A 26,482-nucleotide genomic window follows, 5' to 3' on the forward strand; every position below is an offset into this window, starting at 1 on the left:
CCCACGCGTTACTCACCCGTCCGCCACTAAGATTTAACAAGAATCCGCCGAAGCCTCATCAGCGTTAAATCTCCGTTCGACTTGCATGTGTTAGGCACGCCGCCAGCGTTCATCCTGAGCCAGGATCGAACTCTCACGTTTAAAAGTTTGATCTGACAAAGAACTAAAGCTTGGCTTTTCGTTCTGTCCGTCATTTACTAAATCTTTGTTCTGAATAATTCTCTTGGAATTTTTCAGGGTTGCATTACTGTTTATTTGTCAATGTGCTTTGTTGCTTAGCTCTCAGCCGCAACTCATTTAGGATATCACAGCTTCAAGTGTCTGTCAACAACTTTTTTAAATTATTTTTTCGACTTTTGATTTGTCGGAAAACCGCTTATTTACTGAGGTTGCTCACCTCACAGCGGGTAAGACATAGTATAGCACTACTTTTTTTACTATGCAACACCTTTTTTCAATTATTTATAAAAACTTCTTAAATATCTCTGAATACCGCAGAATAACTGGGTTCCAACCTTCAAGACAGGTATCACGATATCAATATCAGTAATGAATTCAACAAGATATATGATGCAAGCAGCTTCAAATATACCAATAACTGCACCCATGAATCTGTCAAACTTTCCAACCACCGGTATATTCTTTACCTTTTTGAATGCTTCTCCTATAGAAGTCATTATCTTATATACCGCAAATGCTACTACAAGGTAGCCTATCTTCGGGATGATAGTTCCCAAGTTCTTATAAAGCACGCTTCCTGCGATATTCATAAGATAATATACCGCAGCAAATGACGCTATGACAGCAACAAGGCCTGCTGCTTCCGCAAACAGGCCATTATTAGCACCATATGACATTCTCCATAAGATCAAGCACAAGACTACAATAGTCATTACTACTTGTGAAATATCAAAGTCCATATCATATCCTTATTTCAAAACGTAAGTATCAACACTACTAGCTGTTACAAGAATGAATTTATTTCTGGCACCTGTGGCAACCATTGTACGAACAGGCTTGTCAAAGGTCCCCTTGAACTTATCATGCCCCTTCATATCCTTGATAACACATTCATCTTCGTTATAGATAACAAACTGATTCTTGTCAAAGATGATTTCTGTGTAATCCATATCAAAATATGTTGTAAGTATAATAGTTCCACTCTCATTATAGACTTGAAGTCTATAAGCACCTTCATCTGTACTGTTGGCAAAGACAAGTCCAACATAGCTATCACTGAAATACACAGATCTGATCTCTTCATTTCCAGTAAAGCTCTCACTCTTGATGATAGGTTTTTCATCTCCAGAATAGAACATTATTCTGGCGTCAGATATAGCAAAGCTTGCGCTTGAATTCATAAACTGCACGTAGGGAACAACTTCTCCTGGGTAGTCAAATCCACTAGCATAGTTATCTATCGCGTTCTGTCCCACTGATCCAAAGTTAAAAAATGCAACACTAGTCTTAACTTGACCATCTTCCGGATAAAGATATGATACACATACCAGCTCCGCATTAGGAGAAATACTGATATCTATAGGATATCCACTGTCCTTCATTGTGGTCTTAAAGTTAGCTAAAGTGTTTCCTTGTGAATCATAGAGATAGATCCAGGTAACATCCTTACCATCAAGGACAGCTGCAACCACCCCCTGGGATGATACACAGAAATCTCTAATCGGAAGATTAGTATCCACCTGTCCCAAAGAGCCGCTGACACTATTGACGTATATGTTATGCCCGTTATAGTCACCAACCGCAACTATGCTCTGGCAAGTATGAGCTATAGGACTCTGCATCTCATATGTCTGATTCCAAAGCACCTGTCCGCTTTCATCCAAACAACTGATGCCATCTTTACTATACTGTACAATGTGGCCGCTTAGACTGATAACCTTGGCATCCGCTCCATTTGTAATACTAGAACCGGTAGAGATAACAGCTTCAGAATATTCCTTATCCCTCCAGCTGATATAAACTGCTGCCACAAAGAATATTGTGACAGCCGCAATGATCACTGTTCTAAAAAACACTCTGAGCTTATGGCTTCGTATCTTTTCCTTATAGGAAGTTTCTCTTACAGGGCTCTCATCAAAGGATTCCTCAGGTAGTTCTTCATCTGACTCGATAATCTTATTTAATTTGTCGGCATAAGCTTTAAAATCTTTTACTTCCGCCAAAGCTTTGTTTCTCCATTATCATTTATTTGAGAACTGATAGATAGTGGTATTATCGTAGTCTCTTTCTGGTCCATATACGCAGTCTGGGAAACCAGCCTGATTGATAGAGTTAGGATATACCTGTGTCTCAAGGCAGAATCCTTCTCTTGCTTTGTATGTTGCACCACCCTTAGCATTTTCAGCAGCAAGGAAGTTACCAACATAAAGCTGGAATCCAGGTAGATCTGTTGAACACTTCATTGAAATACCTGTTACTGGTGAAGTTGCTGTAGCAAACACCTTCATTGTTCCATCAGCGCCATCGATACAATAGTTGTGGTCATATCCCCCAACATACTTAAGCTGCTGGTCATCAGCATTTATATCCTGTCCAATTGTCTTTTCACTGGTGAAATCAAACGGTGTTCCAACAACACTAGCGATCTCGCCAGTAGGAATAGCTGCCGAATCAATAACAGGAGTGAACTTAGTTGAGTTAAGAACAAGCTTGTGATCAAGAATACTTCCTGAATTATGACCACTAAGATTGAAGTATGCATGGTTAGTCATATTGATAAGAGTCTTAGCATCACTTGTTGCATGATAGTGAAGCTTGAGCTCATTAGCTTCTGTAACAGTAAATGTTACCTCGAATACTCTGTTTCCTGAAAAACCTAAATCTCCGTCTGCAGACTTAAGTGTAAACTTAACGCAGTTGTCACCTTCCTCTGCATCCCAGATTCTCTTGTGGAATCCATTAGCCATATCTGTATGAAGATTGTTTGGTCCATCATTTACAGGAAGGATAAACTCTCTGTCGTCGATCTTGTACTTAGCATTTGCGATTCTGTTTGCTGTAGGTCCAACTGTTGCTCCAAGGAAGCAGCTGTTAACCTCGTATCCCTTAATATCATCAAAGCCAAGGTTTACATCTACTTTGTTTCCGTTCTTGTCTGGAACAAAAATATTCTTGATGATACATCCAAAATTTAATACAACAACTTCCATTCCTGCATTATTGCTAATGTGGTACGCATATACTGGTACTCCATTAGAATTCTGTCCAAATGCTTCTTTTTTTACTGCCATTTCTTTTCCCTCCAACAATTCTTTTTTATAGTTCTGTTCTTCCCTCTAAAGCTCTCAAAAGAGTCACTTCATCGATGTATTCAAGATCTCCGCCCACCGGAACGCCACTTGCGATCCTGGTCACTTTGATTCCTGTTGGTTTAATAAGTTTGCTGATATACATAGCAGTAGTCTCACCTTCCAAGCTGGAGTTTGTAGCAATTATGACCTCATCAACATCCTCAGTCTGAAGCCTCTGCATAAGTTCAGTAAGCCTGATGTCCGCAGGTCCAATGCCAAGCATAGGTGAAATAGCCCCATGCAAAACATGATACACGCCTTCAAACTTACCGGTCTTTTCATATGCCGCGAGATCTCTGGCATTTTCCACGACCATTATAGTCTTGTGATCTCTGTTGGGATTACTGCAGATAGGACATACATCATCATCTGTAAGCGTGCAGCACACACTACAATAATGTACATTCTCCCTTGCACTGGTGATCGAATCCGCAAGCTTTTTTACCCTGTCCTTTGGAAGATTAATGATATAAAAAGCCAGTCTCTGCGCAGATTTGTTACCGATTCCCGGCAATGCTGCAAGTTCATCTATCAGCTTGTTAATATGTCCGCTGTATAGGTCCATTAGAAAGGAAATCCTCCACCAAGGCCGCCTGTCATCTTGCCGATCATAGCGCCTGAAGCTTCATCTGCCTGTTTCATTGCTTCGTTAACTGCTGCAACGATCATATCCTGAAGCATCTCTACATCATCTGGATCAACTGCTTCTGGTGAAATAGTAACACTCTTAAGAGTCTTGCTTCCTAATACAGTAACTTCTACTGCTCCGCCGCCAGCTTTAGCTGTAAACTCCTTAGTCTCGAGCTCTTTCTGGCTCTCCTCCATCTGACGCTGCATTCTCTGCGCCTGCTTCATTAAATTATTCATGTTGCCAGGCATACCACCACCTGGGAATCCTCCACGTTTAGCCATTTCTTAATTCTCCTTTTCTTCATCTTCTGTAACTATATCAAAATTTATCGATTGTAAATTAACATAGTTTTCTTCAAAATCCTGCTCTGCAGGAAGGAACCTTGTCTCATATTCTACATGTTTACCTATGGCTCCATCAAGAACCTGTTGAAGTTCCTCAGCATACTGTCCGCCAGAATACTTTTCTGACAGCTGCTTATTATCGAAAACAATCTGAAGAATATCGCCATTACCAAGACTGAGTCTCGCTCTCTGCATATATGTCTTCATGGGATTGTCCATTCTGGCAAGAAGCTTAGCCCATCCATTTACTATTCTCTGGATATCCTCTGGTACTGCTCTATCCAGTACCTTCTTTTCCTTTGGCGCAACCTGCCCTGCTCCAGCAAAAGAGCTACTGGTTGCCACCGCTACCTGACCACTTTTTATTCCTTTCAAAAGCTTGCTGTTTTCTTCATCGTGCTGCTCTAATATTCTAAGCCTGTCTTCATAAGAATCTTCTGCCTTATCCATCTGTGGTTTACACATTTTGATAAGTGTTATTTCTATTAATATTCGTTTCTGAGTCGCATACCTGATCTGAGATGAAAGCTCAGAAAAAATACGGATATATCTGATAATAGTATCTGTATCTGCACCTTCTGCCTGCTCTTTTAACGACTTGAGATTGTCAGATGAGATATCTACTACATCCTCCATCTCATCCGAAGCCTTAACTAGCATGAGATTTCTGAGATACCATATAAAATCATTTACAAACTGAGTAAGCTCCCTACCCTGAATTACTATGTCTGCCAAAAGGGTAAGTGCCGCATTGGCATCCTGCGTATAAAGAGCAGAAAAAAGTCTGTTGAATACTTCTGTATCCACCGCACCAAGTACGTTTAGCACCTTGTCATAAGTAAGCTCCTGACCATAGTTAAAGGCTACGCACTGATCCAAAAGACTAAGTGAATCTCTCATAGAACCATCTGCAGTCTTGGCAATGTATCTAAGAGCTCTATCTTCAACCTTGATTCCTTCTGAATCAACAACCTCTCGAAGTCTGCCCTCGATGTTGTCGATTGTGATTCTGTGGAAATCATATCTCTGGCATCTAGAAAGGATTGTGATAGGAATCTTCTGAACTTCCGTCGTTGCCAGAATGAACATTACATATGAAGGTGGCTCTTCCAAAGTCTTAAGGAGCGCATTAAAAGCACCGGCGGATAACATATGTACCTCGTCGATGATGTATACCTTTTTTTTACCTTTGGTAGGTGAATATGAGACCTCATCAATGATCTCACGGACGTTATCAACACCATTGTTGGATGCAGCATCGATCTCTATGACATTCATGCTGTTTCCTGCTGCGATCTCTTTGCACATTTCGCATTCACCACAAGGACTTCCATCTATAGGGTGCTCACAGTTAACTGCCTTTGCAAGAATCTTTGCAACAGAAGTCTTACCTGTTCCGCGAGTTCCGCAGAACAGGTAAGCATGTCCAACTCTGTCAGATTTGATCTGATTCTTAAGTGTTGTAACTATATGATCCTGGCCTTTGACATCTTCAAAGACCGGGGGTCTGAATTTTCTGTAAAGTGCTACATAACCCATTAAAAAAACTACTCCACCATTAACAAAACTTTTGTATTATTTAATCTCCGAAGCAAACCCCAAGCATCTTTGCTTCTTTGATAATGCTGGCATCCGGTGATACATATTTGAGTTTGCCGGCAATCTCTGAAAGAGGAACCTTAACAATCTCTCTGTTCTTGTATGCAACCATGTATCCAAACTCTTTATCGAGGATCAGCTGACCAGCTTCTGCACCGAGTCTTGATGCAAAAACTCTGTCGTATGGATCTGGTACTCCACCTCTTTGCATGTGTCCAGGAACTGTAACACGAACTTCATGTCCGCTCTTTTTCTGGATTGCTTCTGCAATTTCATAAGATACTGATGGATACTTATAATGTGCCATCTTCTCTTTATATTCTTTCTTGGAAAGCTTGGCGTCCTTTTTAGAAATGGCACCTTCAGCCACCGCGATAATCGTAAACCTGCTGCCTCTCTCATCTCTAGCCTTTATGGCATCACAGATCTTATCAATATCATAAGGTATCTCTGGAATAAGGATAACGTCCGCTCCACCTGCAAGGCCTGCATTAAGCGTAAGCCATCCAACCTTGTGACCCATTACTTCTATAATAAACACTCTTCCATGAGAATCTGCTGTTGTATGGATGTTATCGATAACATTAGTTGCTACATCCACAGCGCTCTGGAAACCAAAGGTCATATCTGTTCCCCAAAGGTCATTGTCGATAGTCTTTGGAAGAGATACGATATTGAGTCCTTCTTCCCTTAAAAGATTGGCTGTCTTCTGAGAGCCATTACCTCCCAAAACAACAAGACAATCAAGCTGAAGCTTGTAATAGTTCTGTTTCATAGCTTCTACTTTATCAAGACCATTTTCGTCTGGTTCTCGGATAGTCTTAAAAGGTGTTCTGGAACTACCAAGAATTGTTCCACCCTTGGTAAGAATACCTGAAAAATCATGAGATGTAAGCATTCTAAAATCGCCATAAATAAGTCCTTTATAGCCATTCTTGAAACCATAAAATTCAACTTCCTGGCCGCTGTGGGCGATGCATTTTACAACGCCGCGCATTGCTGCATTCAAAGCCTGACAGTCACCACCACTTGTCAACATACCAATTCTCATCATGTGAAAAGGCCTCCTTTGAAAAAAGCTTTTTTAGGAACGCATACTACTGATAATTATACATAATAATAGATAAACTGCCAAGTTTGTCCGGTTGACTCTACCTCATTATAAAAGTATAATAAAAAGCGCTTTGGAACTACTTCTAGAGCACTCGGAGACGTATCAAAGTGGTCGTAATGAGGCGCACTCGAAATGCGTTTGTCCTTCTGGGCACGCGGGTTCGAATCCCGCCGTCTCCGCTATTTCATTTACATCACACAGTTCTGTATTTTCTGCTTCTTTTGATTATTCATAATTTTTTCAAAAAACATGTAACCTGCCAATGTAATTTATCGTTATATATTGTGAAGACCTTAAAAGGAGGAACTAATTATGAAAAAGATGCTTATATCAGTCATTTTAAGCGCCACACTCGTTGCAGGAACCATTATGGGATGCGGGACACAAGTCCCTCAGGAGCAGCCAGGTTCTGACTCTTCAGTTGCTGACAATAACCCGTCACAGGAGATCACTATTACACCAAACCCGGACTTCAACAAGTCCCTTATAGAATTTGTGGAGCAAAATGGCTTTAGCCAGGAAAACTACATGGTATCTCCTACCTCCTTTAGAGCAGCCCTTGCTCTTGCTGCATCAGGCGCCGACAATGAAACTAAAGATCAGATTCTTGCCGCCATGGGATTTAGCAGCATGGAGGAAGTAAATGCATGGTACAACTCTGTTAACTCTTCAATTGATAACTTTGATTCTCTGCTAAAAGAGGCTAAAAAGGATTTTAAGGAAAACAAAGAGTGGTACGGTGATGATGCCAAAGAACCTGATGGTACCTTCCAGATGGCTAATTCCATTTGGAGCAACACTGATGCCAGCGGCAAGCTTTCAAAGGACTACATCAAATACGTTCAAAAAAACTATGACGCAGAAGCAGAAAACGTTGACAGTAGCCACATTACAAACAAGGTAAATTCCTGGATCAATAATAAAACCAAGGGCCTCATTCCAGAAATAAGCGGCAACATGTCAGATGTAGCAGTAGCCCTAGTTAATACCGTCTACCTTCGAACATCCTGGTTAGAAAGCTTTAGCAACTATTCCACAACTCAGGACGACTTCACTACAATCGATGGATCAACTGTAAGAAAAGACTTCATGCAACAGACAAACAGCTTTAAGTACTACGAGGATGAAAAAGGAAAGTTCGTTGTTCTCCCAATGAACGGCGGAATCAACGCTGTATTTATCCTTGGTGAAGTGGATGATATAATGGATAAGCTAGAAGATGCTACATACGAAGAAGTTGATGTTAAGCTTCCAAAGTTCGAGATAGAGAGTTCTTTTAGCAACAACGAGTTAATAGATTACATGGTCAGCCAGGGTGCAACACTTCCATTTACTGAAGATGCGGACTTCTCCGTAATGAGCAAAGATATGTCCCTTGTGATCTCTGACATCATCCAAAAGACCAAAGTTAAGGTGGATGAAGACGGAATAGAAGCCGCTGCAGCCACAGCGATCATGATGAAAGAGTCTGCTATGGAGATAAATGAAATAAAAGAGTTCCACGCAGACCAGCCTTTTAAATTCATGATCCTTACTGACAGCGAAACGCCAGAGCCTCTCTTCTGCGGTCAGCTCGTTAAATAAACTATGGACAAGGAGATTAACATGGAATACATAGAAAACGAATATCTTAAGATTGGGGTAGCCACTCACGGAGCTGAGCTTAGCAGCATTTTTGACAAAAAGAGAAACAAGGAGCTCCTGTGGCAGGCTGATTCAACCTATTGGAAAAGGCATGCCCCCATTCTTTTCCCTATTGTAGGAAATGTTAACGGCGGCGTGTTCAAGTATAAAGGCAAGTCTTATCCTATGTCCGCCCATGGCTTTGCCAGAGATACAGATTTTGAGCTGGTAAAAAAAGACGACAACAGCGTAAGCTTTTCCTTAAGATCAACTGCTGAAACAAAGGAAAAGTACCCATTTGATTTTGAACTTATCATCACTCATATCCTAAAAGGAAACACGATCAATGTGGTATGGGATATAGTGAATACTTCTAACAGCGAGCCTTTATACTATTCAATTGGCGGTCATCCCGCTTTTGCCTGTCCAATAAATGATGGTGAAAAGAGATCTGATTACAAGGTAAAGTTTGAAAAAGATAGCCTTACCTACTCTCTTATCATTCCAGATACCAGAGAAGTTGATTATCAGAATCCAAGCACCCTCACTTTAAAAGATGGCGTTCTTGATATCACAGATACTTTATTTGATAAAGATGCGCTTATCTTCGATGACTATCAGGTCCAAAAGGCAAGCCTCTGCACTCCAGATGGCAAGCCATATATCACCCTTAGCTGTGAAGGTTTCCCAAGCTTTGGACTTTGGTCTCATCCTTCACCAGATGCTCATTACGTATGCCTTGAGCCATGGCTTGGAAGATGTGACAACAAAGGATTTGACGGAGAACTTCCAGAAAAATATGGTGAGCAGTGTCTAGAAGCAGGCAAGACTAAAACAGAGCAGTATCAGATAACTATCTCCTGATAAAACAAAGCGTGCAGATTAAACGATCTGCACGCTTTTTCAAATTACTTATTTAAATTTTCTTACCTAAGATCATATTCAAGCTTAACTGTAATAGTTGCTGTCTTGTATCTTGAAGTTGTATCAAACGCCCCATCGTAAGAATAGCTGCTTGTTCCAGAATTTTTGGCTGTTATCTGGAATACTCCAAGGCTTGAATTCTTGAGTTTGCCAAGCTTAGCGCCTGAATTCTTGGCAACAATATCAATTCTATCCTTGGCATTTATTGAAGCCTTATCAATAAGATCAAGCTTAAGAGCATCAAGGTCTGAGTAGTAATACTCAGGTGCACCTGATGAAAGCTCTACGCCCTGATCAAGAAGGCTTGAAATGTCGCGAGATACCTTTTCAATATTATCGAGATTTGAAGATGAAACAGTTACATCCTGAGTGAGCTGATAGCCATCTGCTTCAGATCCGACATAATTACCATTTACATCATAGACATCTCTATAGGTTCTACTGATATCTACTGAATTAAATACGATCTCCTCATCAGTTACGCCGTTACTTGTAAGATAATTCTTAACAAGCTCAGCATCCTGCTTGATCTTGGAGTATGCATCCTGTGAAGTATAAGCTACAGCCGAAAAAGAACCTCTCCAGATAATTATATCTGCTTCAAAATCTACGCTGGCACTTCCTGTAGCTGTAATAACATGACTTGACTCTGATCTGAAATGAGCAAGTCCAATTGCGAGCGAAACGCAGCTTACCACGATACAAAGGCCAATAATAAGCGCGTTAACCGGACTGGTTTTCTTTTGTTCCATAACACTTTCCTCCCTAACAACAAAACTCTACTAACGCCTCTATTGTACCCTACTAGTAAGATATCAACAAGTTTTAGACAGAAACGTCGAAGCCTCCACTTATAACAGGTGCTGTCACTTTGGCGCCGCCGACCTCTCCCGGCATCGATATTACAGGATGAACCTTAGGTGGTGGGTCTATTCCAAGACTCTGAGCAGATACCCCATTATTCACAGGCATTCCTGCCTCTGCCTTACTCTTTTCATGTTCCATCATACCCTTTAAGTACTCTTTATCAGCTTGTGCTATCTCCTTAAGCTCTTTATATCTATGCTTTATCTTGAGCATCTTAAGGTCATCCTCTGACATGTTAGGGTCAGGAGCATACATAGATTCTGCTAGATCAGTAAGGTCAAGCTCCTCCATCATGTCCATCATTTCATCAGAAAACTCATCCATAAGATCTGACATAGACTCAGTCATCATATCAACAAGGTCTTCATCTGAATATTCATAAGCAATTACATCCGGATCAAGGTAATACTCATCACCATAAGACGCGCCAGCAAGCTCTTCCTCTAATAATTCCTCATCTTCAGGAATTTCTTCCAGCTCTTCTTCAGGTGTTTCCTCTGTTTCCTGCTCATCTGTCTTTAATTCTTCTTCAAGTGACGCTACACCTTTGCCACCACGCTCTATCATCTCTTCCTGCTCGAGGTGACTTACTTTTTTCTTGGCAACCTTCTCCATTGCCTTGGCATGATCTATAGCAAGCTGGAGTTCCTCTTCATCGTATTCTCCACCTGCCTTAAGCCGTTTAAGGCGCATTATCTCTCTCTTTGCGGCTTGAACGGCTTTTCTAGCACTTACTGAATTTTTACTTCTGATAATTTGTGAAGATATCTTCTTGAAACTGTATTGTAGCTTTTTCTTCTGAAGAGAATTATCCTTGGACTTGGTCCTTGAAGCACTGAGTTGCTTTGCATAGCTTAAGGACTGATCTACAACACTACTTTGTTTACTACTATCCCTCTGCTGATATTCCATTTTTCTAAGGGATGTTCTATCTGTGGAATTTGCTGATTTTTGCGCAGAATTGCCCTGTGATCCATTCTTGACGAACATATTAGCAAAAGCATTTTTACTAATAGCATTAAGAATCATCGCATCCTCCGTGACGCAAAATCCAAATCCATTTTTCATTTATTATATCGACAATTCTTAATTAAATCTTAACCCTTATAAAGAGCAGATCCAGTCTGCATGTTTAATACAGATATCCATGCACGCCATGCCCATAGCAAAAAATGACATCAAAATGATCACAAAAACTGCTGACTTATCATATACAAACTTATCAGTGAGCATATTTGTTATCAGGATCTCAACGCCTAATCCCACCAGGATAAATGGCCACATGCTAAAAACAAATTCATAGCTAAGGACATTAAAGATCGTAGAAAAAATAAACATGACTCCGAAAGCAATAAGTGTAACACCTGCAGTGATAGTGCCTGTTTTATGCATTCTGGTTGTTTCCATCATCTACCTCCTCTATAGAATCAATCTCTTTCTTCTTTCCTTTTATCAAAAGAACTCCGATCACAATAAGGATCACTGCTATCACGATCTGTGGAAGCCCATCTACGATAGGATAAAGGTCTCCCCACATGCTATCAGGAATGATTCTACAGAATATATCTTTTATATAGCCCCATAAGATCGAAGTACCAAAGATTATAAGAAGGACTGCGCCCCAAGTGCGTACCTTTTTATCAGTAAATTTAACTGATCCTTCACCAAGGTACTCTTCCCAGATATATCTGTCTTCGAAAGTTGCGAACTCTTCATCATCCATTGACGCAATTGACCTTGCGTGAAAAAAGCTTACAATATAGATAATAGCCACGAATCCCATAAAAATGTCACTGATTCCACCAGCCATCACGCAGGCAAATATCATAAATATCGCAAGAAGACTAAATCCACTCTTGTTAAATCCCATATAGAGCTCTGCAGCTCCTGGCATGAATGAAAATATAAATGTCATAAAAGCATTTTTCTTTTTTGGTTTCATTTTTAACCTCCGATTTATCTTAAATATTCTTCAATCTTGTTTTCTATTAGTAACTGAACATCACTGATCTTTTCCAAAGCTCCTTTATCTTTTATAGCTTCTTCTTTTGTCATGATGTCCCTTTCTGCCATTGCTTCTTCTTTGGATGCAACTACTCTAGACTGCTCAACAACCTCTCTTGAAGGAACCTCTGTCTGCACTAAAGGATTAAACGGTCCAACAAACAATATAGCTATGGCTGCTGCCACCGAAAGACCCACTCGCATACAATATAAACGAAAGTCAGTAACTTTCTTTTTCTTGATATGTATCTCTCGAAGTACATCTTTTTCGATCCTATCAGGAGCTTTGACCAATCCTTCATCTTCGACTTCAGCCATTAGCCTTAATAGTTCTTCATCAGAAAGATAATTATTACTCATGCCAGTAGATCCTCCTTTCTCATAGTTTTTTTAAGCATATCTCTCGCTCTGTAGATATGTGTTTGAACCGTTTTTAAAGGCTTTCCTCTCTTTTCAGCAATCTCTTTTGCCGTTAGTTCATTTATAAAATAGTCTTCAGCCACTTCTCTGTATGGTTCTGGAAGCGCATTGCAATCGTCTCTGAATTTCACCAGCACATCCTTGTTTACAAAGGATTGCAGTGGCCCATCCCTTTCCTGAGTGATCTCCTGCGGCATCTCATCTTCTTCTGTCGCTATAGCGCGCCTCTCTGCCGCTCTCATATAGTCAATACATTTATTAGTGGCTATTCTACAAAGCCAAGCCTTTTCGGCTGTTCCATCAAATTTGTCCAAGTGCTGATAAGCAGAAATAAAGGTTTCCTGGGTTATATCCTCCGCGGCAAAATAATCACCAGTCATCTTAAGACATACAGAGAAAACCAGATTCTTATACTGATTCATCAGCTCTATTAACTTTTTCTCAGAATCTATTTTCCCCACCTTCTTTTTCCTTTATTTTTGCCTCTCATTTATATAAACGAGACAATGATAAGATTATCTTCAAAAATTTTCATCTTTTTTAGTATAGTGCCATTTTCCTTCTTAAACCACATAAAAAGAGCCATAACCATCACGGTTACAGCTCTGTATTATAGATAAAGATTAGCTTGGTGTTTTAAAAGGTATACTGCAGAACCAACTCGCTTAAGGTTCTGTAAGTTCCTCTTGGAACCGCAAATTCTGTGCCATCTTCCATGGCGATGGTCTCTTTGGTGATCCTAAGAACCTTTTTCAAATTTATTATCACATTTTTACCCAAAAGATAAAAATATGGTTCCTTGTTAAGATCACTTAAAAGTTCCTGGATAGTACTGCGAACCAGGTAACTTTTGTCACTGGTAATGATCCTCTTGTAATGGTCTTCTGACTGAATGTACATTATGTCGTTCATGGCAACTTTACTAAGCTCGCCGCTCTCTCTTATGGTGAGGTAATGTATCTCTTCAGCAATGCACACTCTGTCCATTGCAGCAAAAAACTCTTCTTCGAGAATAGGCTTTTCAAGATAGTGAACAGCATGAATCCTGAATGCCTCTTTATAAAAGGCATTAGAAGAAGTCATAAAGATGATCTGACCGTTATTATCTCTTTTTCTGATAAGATCAGCAATCTCTATGCCATTCATTTTGTCTATGTAGATATCAAGAAGGTAAATATCATAGATATTCTTTTCAATTGCCCCCAAAAGTTCAATTGAAGAATTAAAGATATCCACATCCATCACGATAGAAGGATGCACTCTCCTATATTTAGCTAAAAGCTCTGCCGCAGCAGCAGCAGAGCTTTTTTCATCATCACATACAGCGATTCTGTACATATTGCCCCCAGTTCAAGTATTTATCCCTTGAAGTCTATTGTCTGCCCCACATTTTTCTCCATCGGAGTCATTATAGTATCTGCTCTTAAATTATAGTTAAACGCATCTATCTTTTTTAGGAGCTCCTCTACAGAATCTGCCATAAGAATCTCGTAGTCTTCCTCTTCATCAGATCCTTTGTCTCGTATCTTTTCTAGCTGCGCTTCTCTTGCTTCTTTCTTTTCTGCCTTTTTCTCGGCTTCTTTTTCAGCTTTTTTATTGGCAGCTCTCTTTGCTGCAAGCTTCTCCGTCATAGCCTGAGATGATTTCTGCATAACTGCAAAGAAAGAAGCAGTACCATTATCATTAACCTGCATTCCAATGGTCTTTACATTACCTTTGGTCTGCATAATAGACTTAAGTTCAGGCATCTGAGACTGTGCTTTAGCGATAAGACCTTCATACTTAGCTCTATATGCATCATCAGTAGCCATTCTCTCAATCTTTTCTTCATCGATAAGTACTACCATTCTATTAGCATTGCCAAAAGAACTTGCATGCTGCTTGGCATATTCCTTCATGTCCTTACTTACAAGAACAAAATCCATGTTGGAATATTTTTTCTTGAGCTCTTCGTAGTACTTGGCGCCCTCCTCAGAAAGCTGGGCTTTACCGATTGTCTTTCCATAGTTGCCTGTTTTGGTAGTTGTAGCATCCTTTACGCCTGTACTTTTGGCTGCATCATAAATACTAGAACTATTGTTAAAAACATCAGATATTGCCATGGTTCCCTCCAATCCCGGACTTCCCGTCCGCTAAGCATCCTTGCTATCAACAGATCATTTTATAGGCTCACCTGTTTTTGTGCTGTACTCTGCTGATTCTATAATGACATCATCATTTCCATATTCTCTTTTGCTAAAAAGCACCTTATTAGCCTTTTCATCTATCTCTTTCGAATATATATATCGACTACCACCTTCAATTACTTCACGGTATCCATACCAAAATGGGCAATTATTTATAAAATTATTAGAATTATGGAGTTCCATCAGCTTATTAGAAACTTCATCGCTGATTCCGTAGTCAGAATCAATCTTGTATTCAAAGTCCCCATAGTCACCGATCTCTGCATCTTCCCTTCCGATAAATGCAAGATACTCCTCAGCGTATCCCTGTTCCATCTTAACAAGTTCGCTGTTATCCTCATCTTCTATTGTAATGCAACGGCTCCAAAGGTCTTCAGGGAAGAGCTTCTTGATAGAGCCAACAAAAGCACTACCATCTTCGGCTTCCTGATAGTTCTTAACTCTGTAGATGCCCTCTTCATCTCTTTCAAAAGTCACAACAGCAGGAATTGCTCCTGTTCCGGCGAACTTTACAAAGTTGCCATTTTCAAATTCATATTTTCCATACATTGTAAGCAAATAGCAAACCTGCTCATCTGCGTCATCCTCACCATCTTTTCCCATGAGGATATGACCTTCGCCCGAACATTCTCCGCTTTCAAAAAGCTCATTGTTATGATCAAATACTGCCAGGGCTATAGCATCATCAAGCTCTGTGGGATTAGGATCAAGAGAGATACCGGTACTTGCCGCATCAGCAGCATCTTCTGTGCTGGCAGCTGTTGCTTCTTCGGTAGATGCTATTACAGATGCTTCTACAACAGCTTCTTCATTTGCTTTTTCTTTTCCGCATCCTGCTAGTAGTGAAGCTGCAAATACAAAACTGATCATTACGGAACAAATCTTCTTTTTCATATTATCACCCCTCTTCTGCAATGATTACATTTGCTGTCGGTACTAATAGTTTATCACACTTTTTATTTCCACATGTCTGACACAAAGTACATAAGCGCAGCCCATGTAAATACTGAATAAAAATGTCCCTTGTCATCTCTTCCGTTCTTTAACAGCTCTTTTGCCTTATCCTTGGTCACGAACTCAAATCCATCAAAAAACTCCTGACCAACAGCACCGTCCTGATTAAGCGTTGACAGATCTGGATTCTTTAGGACTACCAGTACAAGGCCATTGCTCTCATCCGTCATACCAGGTGTGCTAAACACAAAAGGGTTTATCATCTCTACCTTGTCTGTATCTTTAACAGTAATACCTGTTTCCTCAAAGATCTCTCTCTTTGCAGTTACAAAAAGCGGATCCTGGACCTCTTTGTCCTCAGGATCAATAAGTCCCGCAGGAACACTTAAGAGGAATCTTCCAGCTGGATATCTGTATTCATAGGACAAAAGAAGTTGTGGCTCCTTGCCATCCTCCTCAATTACTACCACACAGCTGACCGCATCTGGGAGCATACTTTTGAATTCTTCTTCACTCTTTGCTGCAACAAGATCATCAAGTGGTCTTCTTGAAGCATCGAAATAATGCCTGCCCTCTTCATACTGAAGGTCAAAAACTCTGATGAACTTCTTATCAAGCACTGTTTCTATCTTATCTTTTGTTATATTTATTCCTTTCATAAACGCCTCCGTTTGATAATTCTTGTCGTTACCACGCTACTTGCATTATACCAAAATTGCCTTATAAATGTTAAAATGTGTGTTAGAGATATAGAAAGAGGGAATGATAATGATAAAAGAAATACATATTGATACCCTTGAAGAGCTCTTACCTCTTCTGACAGAGCAGGAATATCGTCCTGATCTAGACAGGAACAGAAGTCCATATGTATATAGAGGAATGTCAGACTCATCCTTTAAGATGTACACAAGTCTCAGTAGAAATTGCAAAGGACTTCAGGAACATCTTGAGCCGGCAATTCTTGAAAATTTTGCAAAATATGCCATCAACGACGAGCCATCAATTGGGCATTCAGTATGGAGGCAGATGATTCTTGGTCAGCACTACGGTCTTCCTACAAGACTCCTTGACTGGACACAGTCAGCACTCGTTGGTCTTAACTTTGCCATGACTGAAGAGAACCTTGAAGAAATGGATAAGCACGATTGCATGGTCTGGAGGATCAATATGTCTGAAATGGTCGATCATCTTCCTGAACCTTACAAATACGCAGTCAACAGGAAACACTCCACTATCTTCACAGTAGATATGTTAAAAGAGCTTACTGGCAACAGCTTAAAGCAATATGATACCGACATGGGCTCATCCTCAATGGTAATCATCGAGCCCCCATCACTTAACCAGCGTATCATCAACCAGCACTCCTTCTTTGCCGTTGTACCATCCGGAATTAAAGATATTGAACAATTCCTCTCCGACAACACCGAAGACACCGTAAAATATATAATTGATAGAAAACTCCGTTGGAGAGTTAGAGACATGCTCGATCAGTTAAATATGAGCGAACGAATCGTATATCCCGGCCTTGAAGGACTTTCAAAGTGGATCGCCAGACACTATTATGTTAAGTAATCAAAGAATTTGATAGCAGGCAGTATGAAGAATATAGTATTGTATCTTAAGCGATTTATTTTTTGTAGAAGATACATTTCATGAAAATAACCCCAAATGATTTATGTTCTGAACGAACGTGATATAAATCATCTGGGGTTATTTGAATGTTTAATGTATCCTACAAAAAATATCGGAGCGAAAGATACAATACTATATCTTCATACGTCCGGTACCACTACCTAAATTACTTTACAGTAACTTTTGTGATGTGTGGGTTAGCACCCTCATACCAGTAAAGGAATCCCTCTACGTCTACAGTCTGACCAGCCTCAAGGCCGCTTACAAGATTGTAGAACTCTTCGTCGCTACCATTTAAGTAGTACTCAAGGCAGAAATCATAGTTGTTTCCATCCTTTGAAAGAGTAAGGTAGATATCATCACCAGGAGTCTCGTTCTTGAATGCAACTGACTCAACTGTCATATCTGTGAAAGATACGAGCTGGTTCTGCTTGTCGATAAGCTCATCCTTGCCAAGAAGATCTGTAACATCTACAGCCTCTGCAATGAAGTTTCCTTCTTCGATCTCGAATGTAGCATCAACGATCTCAACTTCGCCAGACCACTCTGACTTTGTACCAGTTACTTTGATCTTTGTTCCAGGTGTAAGCTTGTTGTAATCTTCCTCTGAGCAAGCCATCTCATAGATGAAGTATGCTCCATCCTGATCCTGTGTGTAGAATGTAGCCTTGTCTTCCCACCATGACTGCTTGTTCTGAACATAAGTCTCAACAACAACCTCTGAATCAAGCTCAGCTGCAGCGTACTCTGCATAAGTCATAACGCCTTCAGCCTTAACATCCTCTGCAACTTCTTCTGCAACTTCCTCTGCTACTGACTCAGCTTCTGTAGCTGCATCAGATACTGCCTCTGCTGCTGTCTCTGTAGTCTGTGCAGGTGTTTCCTTACCGCATCCTACGAAAGCAAGAGCAAGGCCCATTGTAAGAACTACTGCTAATGTCTTTTTCATAATGTCCCTCCTATTTTTTGACAAGTAACAATACCATAAAAAATTATACTAAAAATAACTCAAATATCAATCTGAATTATTGTCTAGCCTTCATTTTATCCTTAAGTGCAACCACTCCGATCATAACCCAGGCAAAAATTATAACCACGATCAGTGCCACCGAAGCAGCTGGAAGCTTTCCAAGGTCTTTTTTACCGCCAGTCATGTTTCCACTGACACCGCCCTGATCAAGGTGATACAAAGATTTCATCTCTTCATAAAGATCATCAATAAACTTATCATCCACAGTCTTTTTTCTGCGAACTGACTTGGTCACATTCTCGATCATCTGTCCCGCAGCGTCTCTGACTGAAGTTGAGCCATTGAATACAGGAGTTACAAAGGTATTCTCTGTATTTGCCATAAGAAGCTTTGCTGCCTTTATCTTTACATCATAGTGCTCCACGCTATCAGAGCCCTCTTTTGCCAGGTAATCCTGATATTCAGGAGTTTCCTGAGCCTTCTTGGTTATAGGAACATAACCTTCTGTCTCTGAATATGCGATCTGTACATCATTTGTTAAAAGATACTGAGCAAAGAGCCAGGAAGCAAGTACTTCCTGAGAGTTTGCTTTGTTAAATACGCAGATTGAAGGACCCTGTGAGATCATCTTAGGATTAGCCACATCGTACTGAGGAATTGTCATTACCTCTGTTTCAAAGTCAACGATCTTATCCTTGGCAATATCAACAAGTGGTGCCTTGCTTCCCATCCAGGTTGCACCTGCTGTTGAATCGACAGCAAATATACACTGACCAGCATTTAAAAAGTTTGCTGGATATCCTGAGATCTTGAAGGTAGAAAAAGCTCCAGTCTTGGTATGCTCTGCCACGGTATTTAATATCTCTTTTGTATCATCATTAAAAAGTAATATGTTGCCATCGTCGTCAGAGTATTCAGCGCCTTTCTGCCAAAGACTCTGGATCATCATGTTATCCGTAGACTTATAGATAAATGGGATCATGACCTGCTGCCCGTTTATCTTGAAAGTGCCATCAGCATTTTTCTCCATAGCCTTCTCAGAAACTTCCCAGACAAAATCCCAGGTAAGAGTTTCTGGAAGTTCATATCCAAGAGCCTCAACATATGTCTTATTAACATAGCAGGCCTCTGTCGATCTCATATATGGAATGGCATAGTGCTTGTCGCCTATCATACACTCATTAAGAAACTCAGGAACGATCTCGTCTACACTTGGTGAATCAAACTTAAGCTCTGAGCCTCCAAGACCATATCTTTCATCAGTAAACAGATCATCTAAAGGAACTACTGTATTGCTGCCAGTAAGATATGTAGCAATGTGATCAGGATAAGTAATGCATACGTTAGGTGTCGTATTAGTTGAAATATTCGTAATAACATCGTTGTAGATCTTGCCATAGTCTGTATACAGACGCATATTTACAGTAATGTTTGGATAGAGCTTTTGGAAATCTTCTATAGCCTTGTTATAAATAGCTGTCTGGGTCTTGTTGGTATCATTCTTGGCCCAAAATGTGATCTCTATATTTTTGGACTCATCAAAGCTCTCAGGAATCTCAAAGGAATTGCCGCCCTTTGAACCATGGCATCCCGTCAAAAGCCCTGTCACCATTATCATGCTTAAAATTACTGTTAAAAACTTTTTCATTTCATTTCTCCATACAAGGAAGTTATGCTCTCGCTCCGCTCGCCATAACACGTTCGCAGTTAATTCAGCCCTTTGTGCCACCTCTGGCAACGCCCTCCATTATCTTATGTCTGAAAACAAGGAACAGTACCACCAGTGGAACTGAAATAACTACTACTGCTGCCATCATGGCCGGAACATTCTCACGTCCGAATCCATTTTCTCTGATCTCCTGAATTCCATTCGAAACAAGAAAATAGTTCTGATCATCAGTTATAAGTCTTGGCCATACATAGGAATTCCAGCACTCAATAACCTTCAAGATAGTAATTGTTATAAGTGTAGGCCTTGAAATAGGAAGCATAACCTTTGTCAGATATCTAAAATCTGAGGTTCCATCTACTTTTGCAGCCTTATACAGGTTCTCTGGTATCTGCTCAAAGTTTTCCTTGAGGAGATAGATGTAGAACACCGAAGTCACAGATGGAAGTATCAGTCCCAAAAACGTATTTCTAAGGTTTAAGTTTGTGATAGTAACAAAGTTTGTGATGATGACCAATTCATTAGGTATCATCATAAGAGAAAGGAACAGTGAAAACAGGATGTCTTTCCCCTTAAAATCAAGCCTTGCAAAGGCAAATGCAGATAATACCACAACCACCATCATTATGGCTGTTGTCACCACGGTGAATATAAAGGTGTTAAAAAAGTACTTGGCAAGTGGCACAGCAGTAAAGGCTGTTACGTAATTTTCAAAGGTAGGACTAAGCGTAAAGAACTTTGGCACATATTCGCCATTATATGATCCATAGCTCTTTACCGAAGTCAGAATCATCCAGTAAAAAGGAAACAGCACTATGATGCCCCAAAGGATAAGGAGCATATATATCAAAATGTTTCTGGTCCTAGTCTTCATTGATAGTACACCGTCTTTCTACTAACCATCAGATTGATAGTAGTAATAGTAAATACAATAGCAAAAAGAATGAGCGCTGCCGCAGATGCGTAGGATGGATATCCGCCGCTATTTCCGTATAGCATGTCGTATACATATCCAACAATTGTGTTCATTCCCGCAGCATTAAGGTCTGTGCCAAAAAGAGCTACCTCATCGCTATATGCTTTGAAAGCGCCGATGAAACCAGTGATCACAAGGTAGAACACCATAGGAGATATCATAGGAAGAGTGATCTTGTAAAAGATTCTCCACTTAGGCGTGTTATCAACCTGCGCAGCCTTGTAATACATAGGGTTAACAGAGGCAAGGGCACTTGTCAGTATTAAGATCTTAAATGGCATTACGATCCAGATTGTGTAAAAGCACATTACAAACATCTTGGCCCAATATGGTCCGTCAATGAAATCCACTGATGGTCCGCCAAAGAGCTGGATCAGGATTGAGATAAGTCCATCAGAATAGGCTGTCTTTTTAAAGAGGATCATGAACACCAGACCAACTGCCAATGTATTAGTAACGTAAGGCAGGAAATATATAGTCTGGAAAAGATCTCTCAGGGCCTTGATGGAGCTAAGCTCAAGAGATATCAAAAGAGCAATTCCTGTAGATAAAGGAACTGTGATTATAACGATTATAAAAGTGTTCTTGAGAGCCTGTATAAAGAATGGATCATGAAGAACATAGGAATAGTTATAAAAACCTACGCTCCAAAAACTCTGAGAGGCAAAGTTATAGCCTTCCTCAAAGGAATAAACAAAAACATCTATAAGAGGGTATACCATAAATACCCCAAGAAAAAGAATGGCCGGAAGAAGACACAGCCATGCAGTCAGATTCTTTTTCATAGCATTATCCTCTCCGTAGTTTCGCCATCAAATACACATACCTTCTTTGGCTTAAGTGAAAATTTTACCTTGCCGTCTTTTTCATGTACTGCTTCATCTGAAGGAATGATGGCACGGATCTTTTCTCCAATAAATTCAGGATGAGTAACAATAAGACTTGTATCTCTTCCCATAACTTCACGGTTTACAAAGGTGCACTCAAATGGGCCATTTTCATCAACCACAAATCCTTCCGGTCTTATAGCCACATAAACTTTTGAATCTGCTTTGCCAGGAGCATCCAAAAGAGCCGAATCACCAACACAAACTTTCTCATTCTTGATGTATCCTGTAAACACGTTGATCTGAGGTGTTCCAAGGAAGCTTGCAACAAAAAGATTTGCAGGCTCATCATAGATTGACTGTGGGTCACCCATCTGCTGGAGAACGCCATCCTTCATAACAACGATCATATCAGAAATACTCATGGCTTCTTCCTGGTCATGAGTTACAAATACAGTTGTAATGCCGGTTTCCTGCTGAATCCTCTTAAGTTCTTCCCTTGTCTGAAGTCTGAGTCTTGCATCAAGGTTAGATAAAGGCTCATCCAAAAGAAGCACTTCCGGAGTCTTAACAAGTGCTCTTGCGATGGCAACTCTCTGCTGCTGACCACCAGACATCTCATTTGGTCTTCTGTCTAAAAGCTCCTCGATCTGAACAAGCTTTGCAGCTTCTCTTATCTTCTTATCCATCTGCTCTTTGGTGAGCTTATTTTCTCCTCGAAGATTCTCAAGAGGGAATTTGATATTATCATAGACTGAAAGATGCGGATAAAGAGCATAGTTCTGGAAAACAAGGCCCACTCCACGCTTCTCAGGTGGAAGTTCTGTTATATCTTTTTCACCAAAAAAGATCTTGCCTTCACTAGGCTTTTCTAATCCACAGATAAGATTAAGGGCTGTACTTTTCCCACATCCGGATGGTCCAAGTAAGCCAATAAGCTTTCCGTCAGGAATAGTAAAATTAAAATCGTTTACCGCAATAACATCTTCCTTTATCTTCTTGTTTCTGTTAGGAAACCTCTTGGTAAGATGTTCCAAAACTATTTTCATAATCTCCTCCAAGTTTACAAATTTCGCTCACATCTGATGTCTTACGACTTTATACTCATCATTGTCCTGATAATAAGGGCACTCACTTTTGCGATTACTCATGAGTCTTGCGTAATCGTCCTCGTCCATATTCACCATGCATGTGTAGCATTCCCAGTCTTCATCGTACACATAGTTGGCACATGTATCACAGATCATACAAAATCCTCTCTCATTGGATTGAAAATATCCAGTAAAATTCCTGCTTCAAGGCACTTACATCCATGCTCAACGCTGTTAGTCTTAAGCATTGTATCTCCTGCCTGAACGATCTTTTTTACCCCATCGATCTCAAATTCAAACTTGCCGCTAACAACATATGTGATCTGTGTATGTGGGTGATGATGAAGTGCTCCGATAGCACCCTCAGCAAAAGTATTCTCAACACACATAAGATCTTTACTGTATGCAAGAACTCTTCTCACAACACCATTTCCAAGATCCTCTGCCTTTGCATCATCGTGAAAAACCCATCTCTCGTCTAACATAATATTCTCCTTTTAAAAATTCATTGCTTCCAGATATTCAGCATTAAAACTATTATCATCTGCAAGGACTACCGTTTCAGCCTTTTCTGCTATCTCTTTTACAGCACTGGTAGCCTCTTTTTCTTTTCCCATAAAGGCTTCTGCTAAAAATCTTATGCATCCCTTCAAAGAGGAATTTCCTATAGGCAACATATTACCATTAAATTCCTTTGGAAACATATTAATATTAGAAATCTTGTCAGTATCAATATGTGAGCCAAAGCCACCAGAAATATACACCTTAGAAGGTATGTTTTCTTTTGTAAGTGCCTTGATTCCTGTATATATAGCTCCCTTTGCAAGCTGCACATTTCTGATATCCTGCTGCGTAAAAAATATCTTTTCATCCAAAGAAACAGGATATCCCTTTTCAAAGAATTTTCCAACCAAAAGTCCCGTCTCATCCACAAAGCCATTCCTTATAAGCTCAGATACAGTCTCTATGACCCCGGTTCCGCACAGACCGATTGGTGCTTCTGCGCCGATAGTCGTAAGCTCTGCCCTGCCATCTTGAATAGTAACATGAGCTATTGCCCCTTTAACGGAAGGAACTCCCGATGATATGCCACCTCCCTCAAACACCGGTCCTGCCGCAGTGGAAGTAGTAAGAAGCTTCTCCCCATCGTAATAGGCAATCTCGCCATTTGTTCCAAAGTCTATCAAAAGAGCTGTTTCATCTTTTTTATTTATCAGATCAAGACTATAGATTCCAGAAACAATGTCAGCTCCAACAAATGCAGAGATTCCTGGAAGTATAATGGTCTTGATATCTCTAAGAGCTTTAGTCCTAAATGAAAGGTGGCTTGCTTTATAAGGATACTGCCCAAGTTCTTTTGTATCATCGCCGCATAACAGATAAAGCATTGTTGTGTTACCAGCAAGGCATATAAGTTCAGGTCTTTTACATATAGGACCTGATACCTCATCTATGAGAGCTTCTATATCTGCAGTCACAATTTCTTTTAACTTATCAGCAGTAGTCTCATCCTCTGCGGCTGCAATCCTGCTGATAACATCACTTCCATAGGCTCTCTGGTGATTGACTGTAGAAGCTGTCTTTATGATCTGGGGTTCATTATCAGCCTCATCAAATCCAACCAGGGCTGCTGCAATAGTCGTAGTTCCAAGATCTATCGCTATCCCGTATTTGTCAAAGGGCCTGTCAACCGCATCAGCAGTCTCTACGCTCTGAACCTCCATCGACTTCTCATCAAAGGTAAGGCCCTCTGCTGAAATGATGCAGTCCTTGTCCAGCACGCATCTGCAGGCAAGTCTGACACCGGCTACTATCTCATCTTCTGTCAAAAAAGCCTTATCCAGACTATTAGGTTCTGGTGCCCCTTTAAAAAAAGCCACTTTACACTTCCCGCATCTACCAGTTCCTGCGCAGGGCATGGACATAGTAATGCCTGCATCAGAAAATAGCCCCTTTAGTAGCTTGCCATAAGGAGCTGCAACATAGAAACTCTTAGAGCTGTTTTTTATATAGACGGCGAGTTTTTTTGCTTTCATAACAATGTAAGCATAGCACAATTATCCGTCAAATAATATTGGTATTTTCAGCGTAAATATGCGAAAATATATGATGCAGGCTTTAAGAAATCTGCTAATTTTTTATTCTTTTTAAGTATGAAAGGAGATTAGTTATGGGGCTTTTACAGGCAGCACTTGTTGCAGGTGGTAGTGTATTAAAAGATCAGTGGAGAGATTATTTCGTTTGTCCTTCACTTTCAAATGATGTTCTTCTTACAAAAGGTGTTAAGAAAGCAGGAAAGGGTTCTGACAATATCATTTCAAACGGTTCAATAATTGCCGTTAATGAAGGTCAGTGTATGATCCTTGTTGATCAGGGACAGATCACAGAAATCTGTGCTGAGGCTGGTGAGTTCGTATATGACACATCTTCAGAGCCTTCAGTATTCTATGGAGATCTCAGCGAGAGCATCGTTGCTTCCTTCAAGGAATTTGCAAAACGCTTAAGCTTTGGCGGTTCAGCTCCTAAGGATCAGAGAGTTTACTACTTCAATACTAAGGAGATCATCGGAAACAAATACGGCACTGTTAATCCAGTTCCATTCCGTGTTGTTGATACAAATATCGGTCTTGATCTTGATGCAAGCATCAAATGTCATGGTGAATACAGCTACAGGATCGTGGATCCTATCCTCTTCTACAAAAATATCTGTGGAAACGTTGAAGGTGAATTCAGAAAAGACAAGATTGATTCACAGCTAAAGAGTGAACTTTTAACAGCTCTTCAGCCAGCTTTCGCTAAGATCTCAGAGATGGGTATCCGTTACAGCGCTCTTCCAGGACACACAACAGAGATCGCTGATGCACTTAACGAAGTTCTCTCAGATAAGTGGGAAAAGGTTTACGGTATCAAGATCTCTACATTCGGTGTAAGCTCAGTTGTTGCTTCTGAAGAAGATGAAAAGACAATCAAAGAGCTTCAGAGAGCAGGCGCTCTTAGAAATCCTAATATGGCAGCTGCAACTATTGCCAGCGCTCAGGCTCAGGCAATGCAGGACGCTGCAAAGAACACAGCAACTGGTCCTATGATGGCTTTCGCTGGAATGAACATGGCTCAGCAGGCTGGTGGTATGAATGCTACTCAGCTTTTTAACGCTGGTGCTCAAAGTGCTCCTGCTGCAGGCGCATCATGGACATGCTCATGCGGAACAGCTAACAACGGAAACTTCTGCTCTAACTGCGGATCACCAAGACCTTCTGCTAGTTGGACATGTTCTTGCGGAACAACAAACACTGGTAATTTCTGCTCTAACTGCGGCAAAGCAAGAGCTTAATCTTTGATC

29 protein-coding genes, 1 tRNA gene and 1 rRNA gene are annotated in these 26,482 nt (G+C 40.4%); 5 read left to right on the plus strand and 26 right to left on the minus strand.

Annotation, left to right across the window (positions count from 1 at the left end; translation table 11 throughout):
- The 8 genes from BUA02_RS11755 to BUA02_RS11790 form a co-directional block, all read right to left on the minus strand.
- Positions 1 to 141: ribosomal RNA gene (locus BUA02_RS11755) — 16S ribosomal RNA — on the minus strand; the annotation flags it as partial.
- 317 nt (positions 142 to 458) lie between these two features.
- Positions 459 to 920: a CvpA family protein gene (locus tag BUA02_RS11760; protein WP_071177170.1), complete on the minus strand. Its 462-nt coding sequence runs from the start codon at positions 918 to 920 to the stop codon at positions 459 to 461.
- Positions 921 to 929: 9 nt separating this feature from the next.
- A complete protein-coding gene (locus tag BUA02_RS11765) occupies positions 930 to 2,183 on the minus strand; it encodes a DUF5711 family protein (RefSeq protein ID WP_072704359.1) in 1,254 nt (417 codons plus the stop codon).
- Between the two features lie 18 nt (positions 2,184 to 2,201).
- Positions 2,202 to 3,251 carry an aldose epimerase family protein gene (locus tag BUA02_RS11770; protein ID WP_071177172.1) on the minus strand — a complete coding sequence of 350 codons (1,050 nt, stop codon included), beginning with the start codon at positions 3,249 to 3,251 and terminating at the stop codon, positions 2,202 to 2,204.
- A 25-nt stretch (positions 3,252 to 3,276) separates the two neighbouring features.
- Positions 3,277 to 3,876, minus strand: a complete 600-nt coding sequence (recR, locus tag BUA02_RS11775) for a recombination mediator RecR (RefSeq protein WP_072704362.1) — start codon at positions 3,874 to 3,876, stop codon at positions 3,277 to 3,279.
- Positions 3,876 to 4,223, minus strand: a complete 348-nt coding sequence (locus BUA02_RS11780; protein ID WP_071177174.1) for a YbaB/EbfC family nucleoid-associated protein — start codon at positions 4,221 to 4,223, stop codon at positions 3,876 to 3,878. The genes recR and BUA02_RS11780 overlap by 1 nt, the downstream gene beginning before the upstream one ends.
- Positions 4,224 to 4,226: 3 nt before the next feature.
- Complete coding sequence (dnaX, locus tag BUA02_RS11785) at positions 4,227 to 5,825, minus strand: DNA polymerase III subunit gamma/tau (RefSeq protein ID WP_072704363.1); 1,599 nt, start codon at positions 5,823 to 5,825, stop codon at positions 4,227 to 4,229.
- Positions 5,826 to 5,865: 40 nt separating this feature from the next.
- On the minus strand, positions 5,866 to 6,939 hold the full coding sequence (locus tag BUA02_RS11790; protein ID WP_072704366.1) for a 6-phosphofructokinase: 1,074 nt from the start codon (positions 6,937 to 6,939) through the stop codon (positions 5,866 to 5,868).
- Between the two features lie 153 nt (positions 6,940 to 7,092).
- Between BUA02_RS11790 and BUA02_RS11795 the strand changes: the two genes are divergently transcribed.
- The 3 genes from BUA02_RS11795 to BUA02_RS11805 all read left to right on the plus strand — a co-directional run bounded on the left by BUA02_RS11795 (position 7,093) and on the right by BUA02_RS11805 (position 9,486).
- Positions 7,093 to 7,178: transfer RNA gene (locus tag BUA02_RS11795), tRNA-Ser, on the plus strand.
- Positions 7,179 to 7,311: 133 nt separating this feature from the next.
- On the plus strand, positions 7,312 to 8,583 hold the full coding sequence (locus tag BUA02_RS11800) for a serpin family protein (protein WP_072704369.1): 1,272 nt from the start codon (positions 7,312 to 7,314) through the stop codon (positions 8,581 to 8,583).
- 21 nt (positions 8,584 to 8,604) lie between these two features.
- Complete coding sequence (locus BUA02_RS11805; RefSeq protein ID WP_072704371.1) at positions 8,605 to 9,486, plus strand: aldose 1-epimerase family protein; 882 nt, start codon at positions 8,605 to 8,607, stop codon at positions 9,484 to 9,486.
- Between the two features lie 62 nt (positions 9,487 to 9,548).
- Here BUA02_RS11805 and BUA02_RS11810 read toward each other — a convergent pair whose 3' ends face one another.
- The 10 genes from BUA02_RS11810 to BUA02_RS11855 all read right to left on the minus strand — a co-directional run bounded on the left by BUA02_RS11810 (position 9,549) and on the right by BUA02_RS11855 (position 16,636).
- The gene (locus BUA02_RS11810; protein WP_072704373.1) at positions 9,549 to 10,298 is read right to left on the minus strand and encodes an SIMPL domain-containing protein; all 750 of its coding nucleotides are present in this window, start codon (positions 10,296 to 10,298) and stop codon (positions 9,549 to 9,551) included.
- A 73-nt stretch (positions 10,299 to 10,371) separates the two neighbouring features.
- Complete coding sequence (locus BUA02_RS11815) at positions 10,372 to 11,442, minus strand: hypothetical protein (RefSeq protein WP_072704376.1); 1,071 nt, start codon at positions 11,440 to 11,442, stop codon at positions 10,372 to 10,374.
- Positions 11,443 to 11,517: 75 nt separating this feature from the next.
- Positions 11,518 to 11,820, minus strand: coding sequence for a LiaF transmembrane domain-containing protein (locus BUA02_RS11820; RefSeq protein ID WP_083572752.1), 303 nt, complete (start codon positions 11,818 to 11,820; stop codon positions 11,518 to 11,520).
- The gene (locus BUA02_RS11825; RefSeq protein WP_072704379.1) at positions 11,798 to 12,355 is read right to left on the minus strand and encodes a hypothetical protein; all 558 of its coding nucleotides are present in this window, start codon (positions 12,353 to 12,355) and stop codon (positions 11,798 to 11,800) included. Before BUA02_RS11825 ends, BUA02_RS11820 begins: the two co-directional genes overlap by 23 nt.
- Before the next feature lie 14 nt (positions 12,356 to 12,369).
- Positions 12,370 to 12,777 (minus strand): hypothetical protein, encoded by a 408-nt coding sequence (locus tag BUA02_RS11830; protein WP_072704382.1) that lies wholly within the window; start codon positions 12,775 to 12,777, stop codon positions 12,370 to 12,372.
- Complete coding sequence (locus BUA02_RS11835; RefSeq protein WP_242872313.1) at positions 12,774 to 13,298, minus strand: RNA polymerase sigma factor; 525 nt, start codon at positions 13,296 to 13,298, stop codon at positions 12,774 to 12,776. Before BUA02_RS11835 ends, BUA02_RS11830 begins: the two co-directional genes overlap by 4 nt.
- A 175-nt stretch (positions 13,299 to 13,473) precedes the next feature.
- Positions 13,474 to 14,175 carry a LytR/AlgR family response regulator transcription factor gene (locus tag BUA02_RS11840; protein WP_072704385.1) on the minus strand — a complete coding sequence of 234 codons (702 nt, stop codon included), beginning with the start codon at positions 14,173 to 14,175 and terminating at the stop codon, positions 13,474 to 13,476.
- A gap of 20 nt (positions 14,176 to 14,195) precedes the next feature.
- On the minus strand, positions 14,196 to 14,939 hold the full coding sequence (locus tag BUA02_RS11845; protein ID WP_072704388.1) for a DUF6033 family protein: 744 nt from the start codon (positions 14,937 to 14,939) through the stop codon (positions 14,196 to 14,198).
- Between the two features lie 54 nt (positions 14,940 to 14,993).
- Positions 14,994 to 15,917, minus strand: a complete 924-nt coding sequence (locus BUA02_RS11850; RefSeq protein ID WP_072704391.1) for a hypothetical protein — start codon at positions 15,915 to 15,917, stop codon at positions 14,994 to 14,996.
- Between the two features lie 62 nt (positions 15,918 to 15,979).
- The gene (locus tag BUA02_RS11855) at positions 15,980 to 16,636 is read right to left on the minus strand and encodes an NUDIX hydrolase (RefSeq protein ID WP_071177187.1); all 657 of its coding nucleotides are present in this window, start codon (positions 16,634 to 16,636) and stop codon (positions 15,980 to 15,982) included.
- Positions 16,637 to 16,745: 109 nt separating this feature from the next.
- Between BUA02_RS11855 and BUA02_RS11860 the strand changes: the two genes are divergently transcribed.
- Complete coding sequence (locus BUA02_RS11860; RefSeq protein ID WP_072704394.1) at positions 16,746 to 17,549, plus strand: FRG domain-containing protein; 804 nt, start codon at positions 16,746 to 16,748, stop codon at positions 17,547 to 17,549.
- A gap of 226 nt (positions 17,550 to 17,775) precedes the next feature.
- Here BUA02_RS11860 and BUA02_RS11865 read toward each other — a convergent pair whose 3' ends face one another.
- The 8 genes from BUA02_RS11865 to BUA02_RS11895 all read right to left on the minus strand — a co-directional run bounded on the left by BUA02_RS11865 (position 17,776) and on the right by BUA02_RS11895 (position 25,178).
- The gene (locus tag BUA02_RS11865) at positions 17,776 to 18,558 is read right to left on the minus strand and encodes a hypothetical protein (RefSeq protein WP_071177189.1); all 783 of its coding nucleotides are present in this window, start codon (positions 18,556 to 18,558) and stop codon (positions 17,776 to 17,778) included.
- 76 nt (positions 18,559 to 18,634) lie between these two features.
- The gene (locus tag BUA02_RS11870; RefSeq protein WP_072704397.1) at positions 18,635 to 20,227 is read right to left on the minus strand and encodes an ABC transporter substrate-binding protein; all 1,593 of its coding nucleotides are present in this window, start codon (positions 20,225 to 20,227) and stop codon (positions 18,635 to 18,637) included.
- 64 nt (positions 20,228 to 20,291) lie between these two features.
- The gene (locus BUA02_RS11875) at positions 20,292 to 21,122 is read right to left on the minus strand and encodes a carbohydrate ABC transporter permease (protein ID WP_071177191.1); all 831 of its coding nucleotides are present in this window, start codon (positions 21,120 to 21,122) and stop codon (positions 20,292 to 20,294) included.
- Positions 21,119 to 22,009, minus strand: coding sequence for a carbohydrate ABC transporter permease (locus tag BUA02_RS11880; protein WP_071177192.1), 891 nt, complete (start codon positions 22,007 to 22,009; stop codon positions 21,119 to 21,121). The genes BUA02_RS11875 and BUA02_RS11880 overlap by 4 nt, the downstream gene beginning before the upstream one ends.
- Positions 22,006 to 23,100 (minus strand): ABC transporter ATP-binding protein, encoded by a 1,095-nt coding sequence (locus BUA02_RS11885; RefSeq protein ID WP_072704400.1) that lies wholly within the window; start codon positions 23,098 to 23,100, stop codon positions 22,006 to 22,008. The genes BUA02_RS11880 and BUA02_RS11885 overlap by 4 nt, the downstream gene beginning before the upstream one ends.
- Before the next feature lie 27 nt (positions 23,101 to 23,127).
- Positions 23,128 to 23,298, minus strand: a complete 171-nt coding sequence (locus tag BUA02_RS15965) for a DUF6472 family protein (protein ID WP_178297669.1) — start codon at positions 23,296 to 23,298, stop codon at positions 23,128 to 23,130.
- The gene (locus BUA02_RS11890; protein WP_071177194.1) at positions 23,295 to 23,627 is read right to left on the minus strand and encodes a cupin domain-containing protein; all 333 of its coding nucleotides are present in this window, start codon (positions 23,625 to 23,627) and stop codon (positions 23,295 to 23,297) included. The genes BUA02_RS15965 and BUA02_RS11890 overlap by 4 nt, the downstream gene beginning before the upstream one ends.
- Positions 23,628 to 23,639: 12 nt before the next feature.
- Positions 23,640 to 25,178, minus strand: a complete 1,539-nt coding sequence (locus BUA02_RS11895) for an ASKHA domain-containing protein (protein ID WP_143147427.1) — start codon at positions 25,176 to 25,178, stop codon at positions 23,640 to 23,642.
- 134 nt (positions 25,179 to 25,312) lie between these two features.
- Here BUA02_RS11895 and BUA02_RS11900 point away from each other — a divergent pair, with 134 nt between their 5' ends.
- Positions 25,313 to 26,473, plus strand: coding sequence for an SPFH domain-containing protein (locus BUA02_RS11900; protein ID WP_072704406.1), 1,161 nt, complete (start codon positions 25,313 to 25,315; stop codon positions 26,471 to 26,473).
- The last annotated feature ends 9 nt before the right edge of the window (positions 26,474 to 26,482 follow it).

Origin of the sequence: Butyrivibrio hungatei DSM 14810, from assembly GCF_900143205.1 — a bacterium.
GTDB lineage: Bacteria > Bacillota > Clostridia > Lachnospirales > Lachnospiraceae > Butyrivibrio > Butyrivibrio hungatei.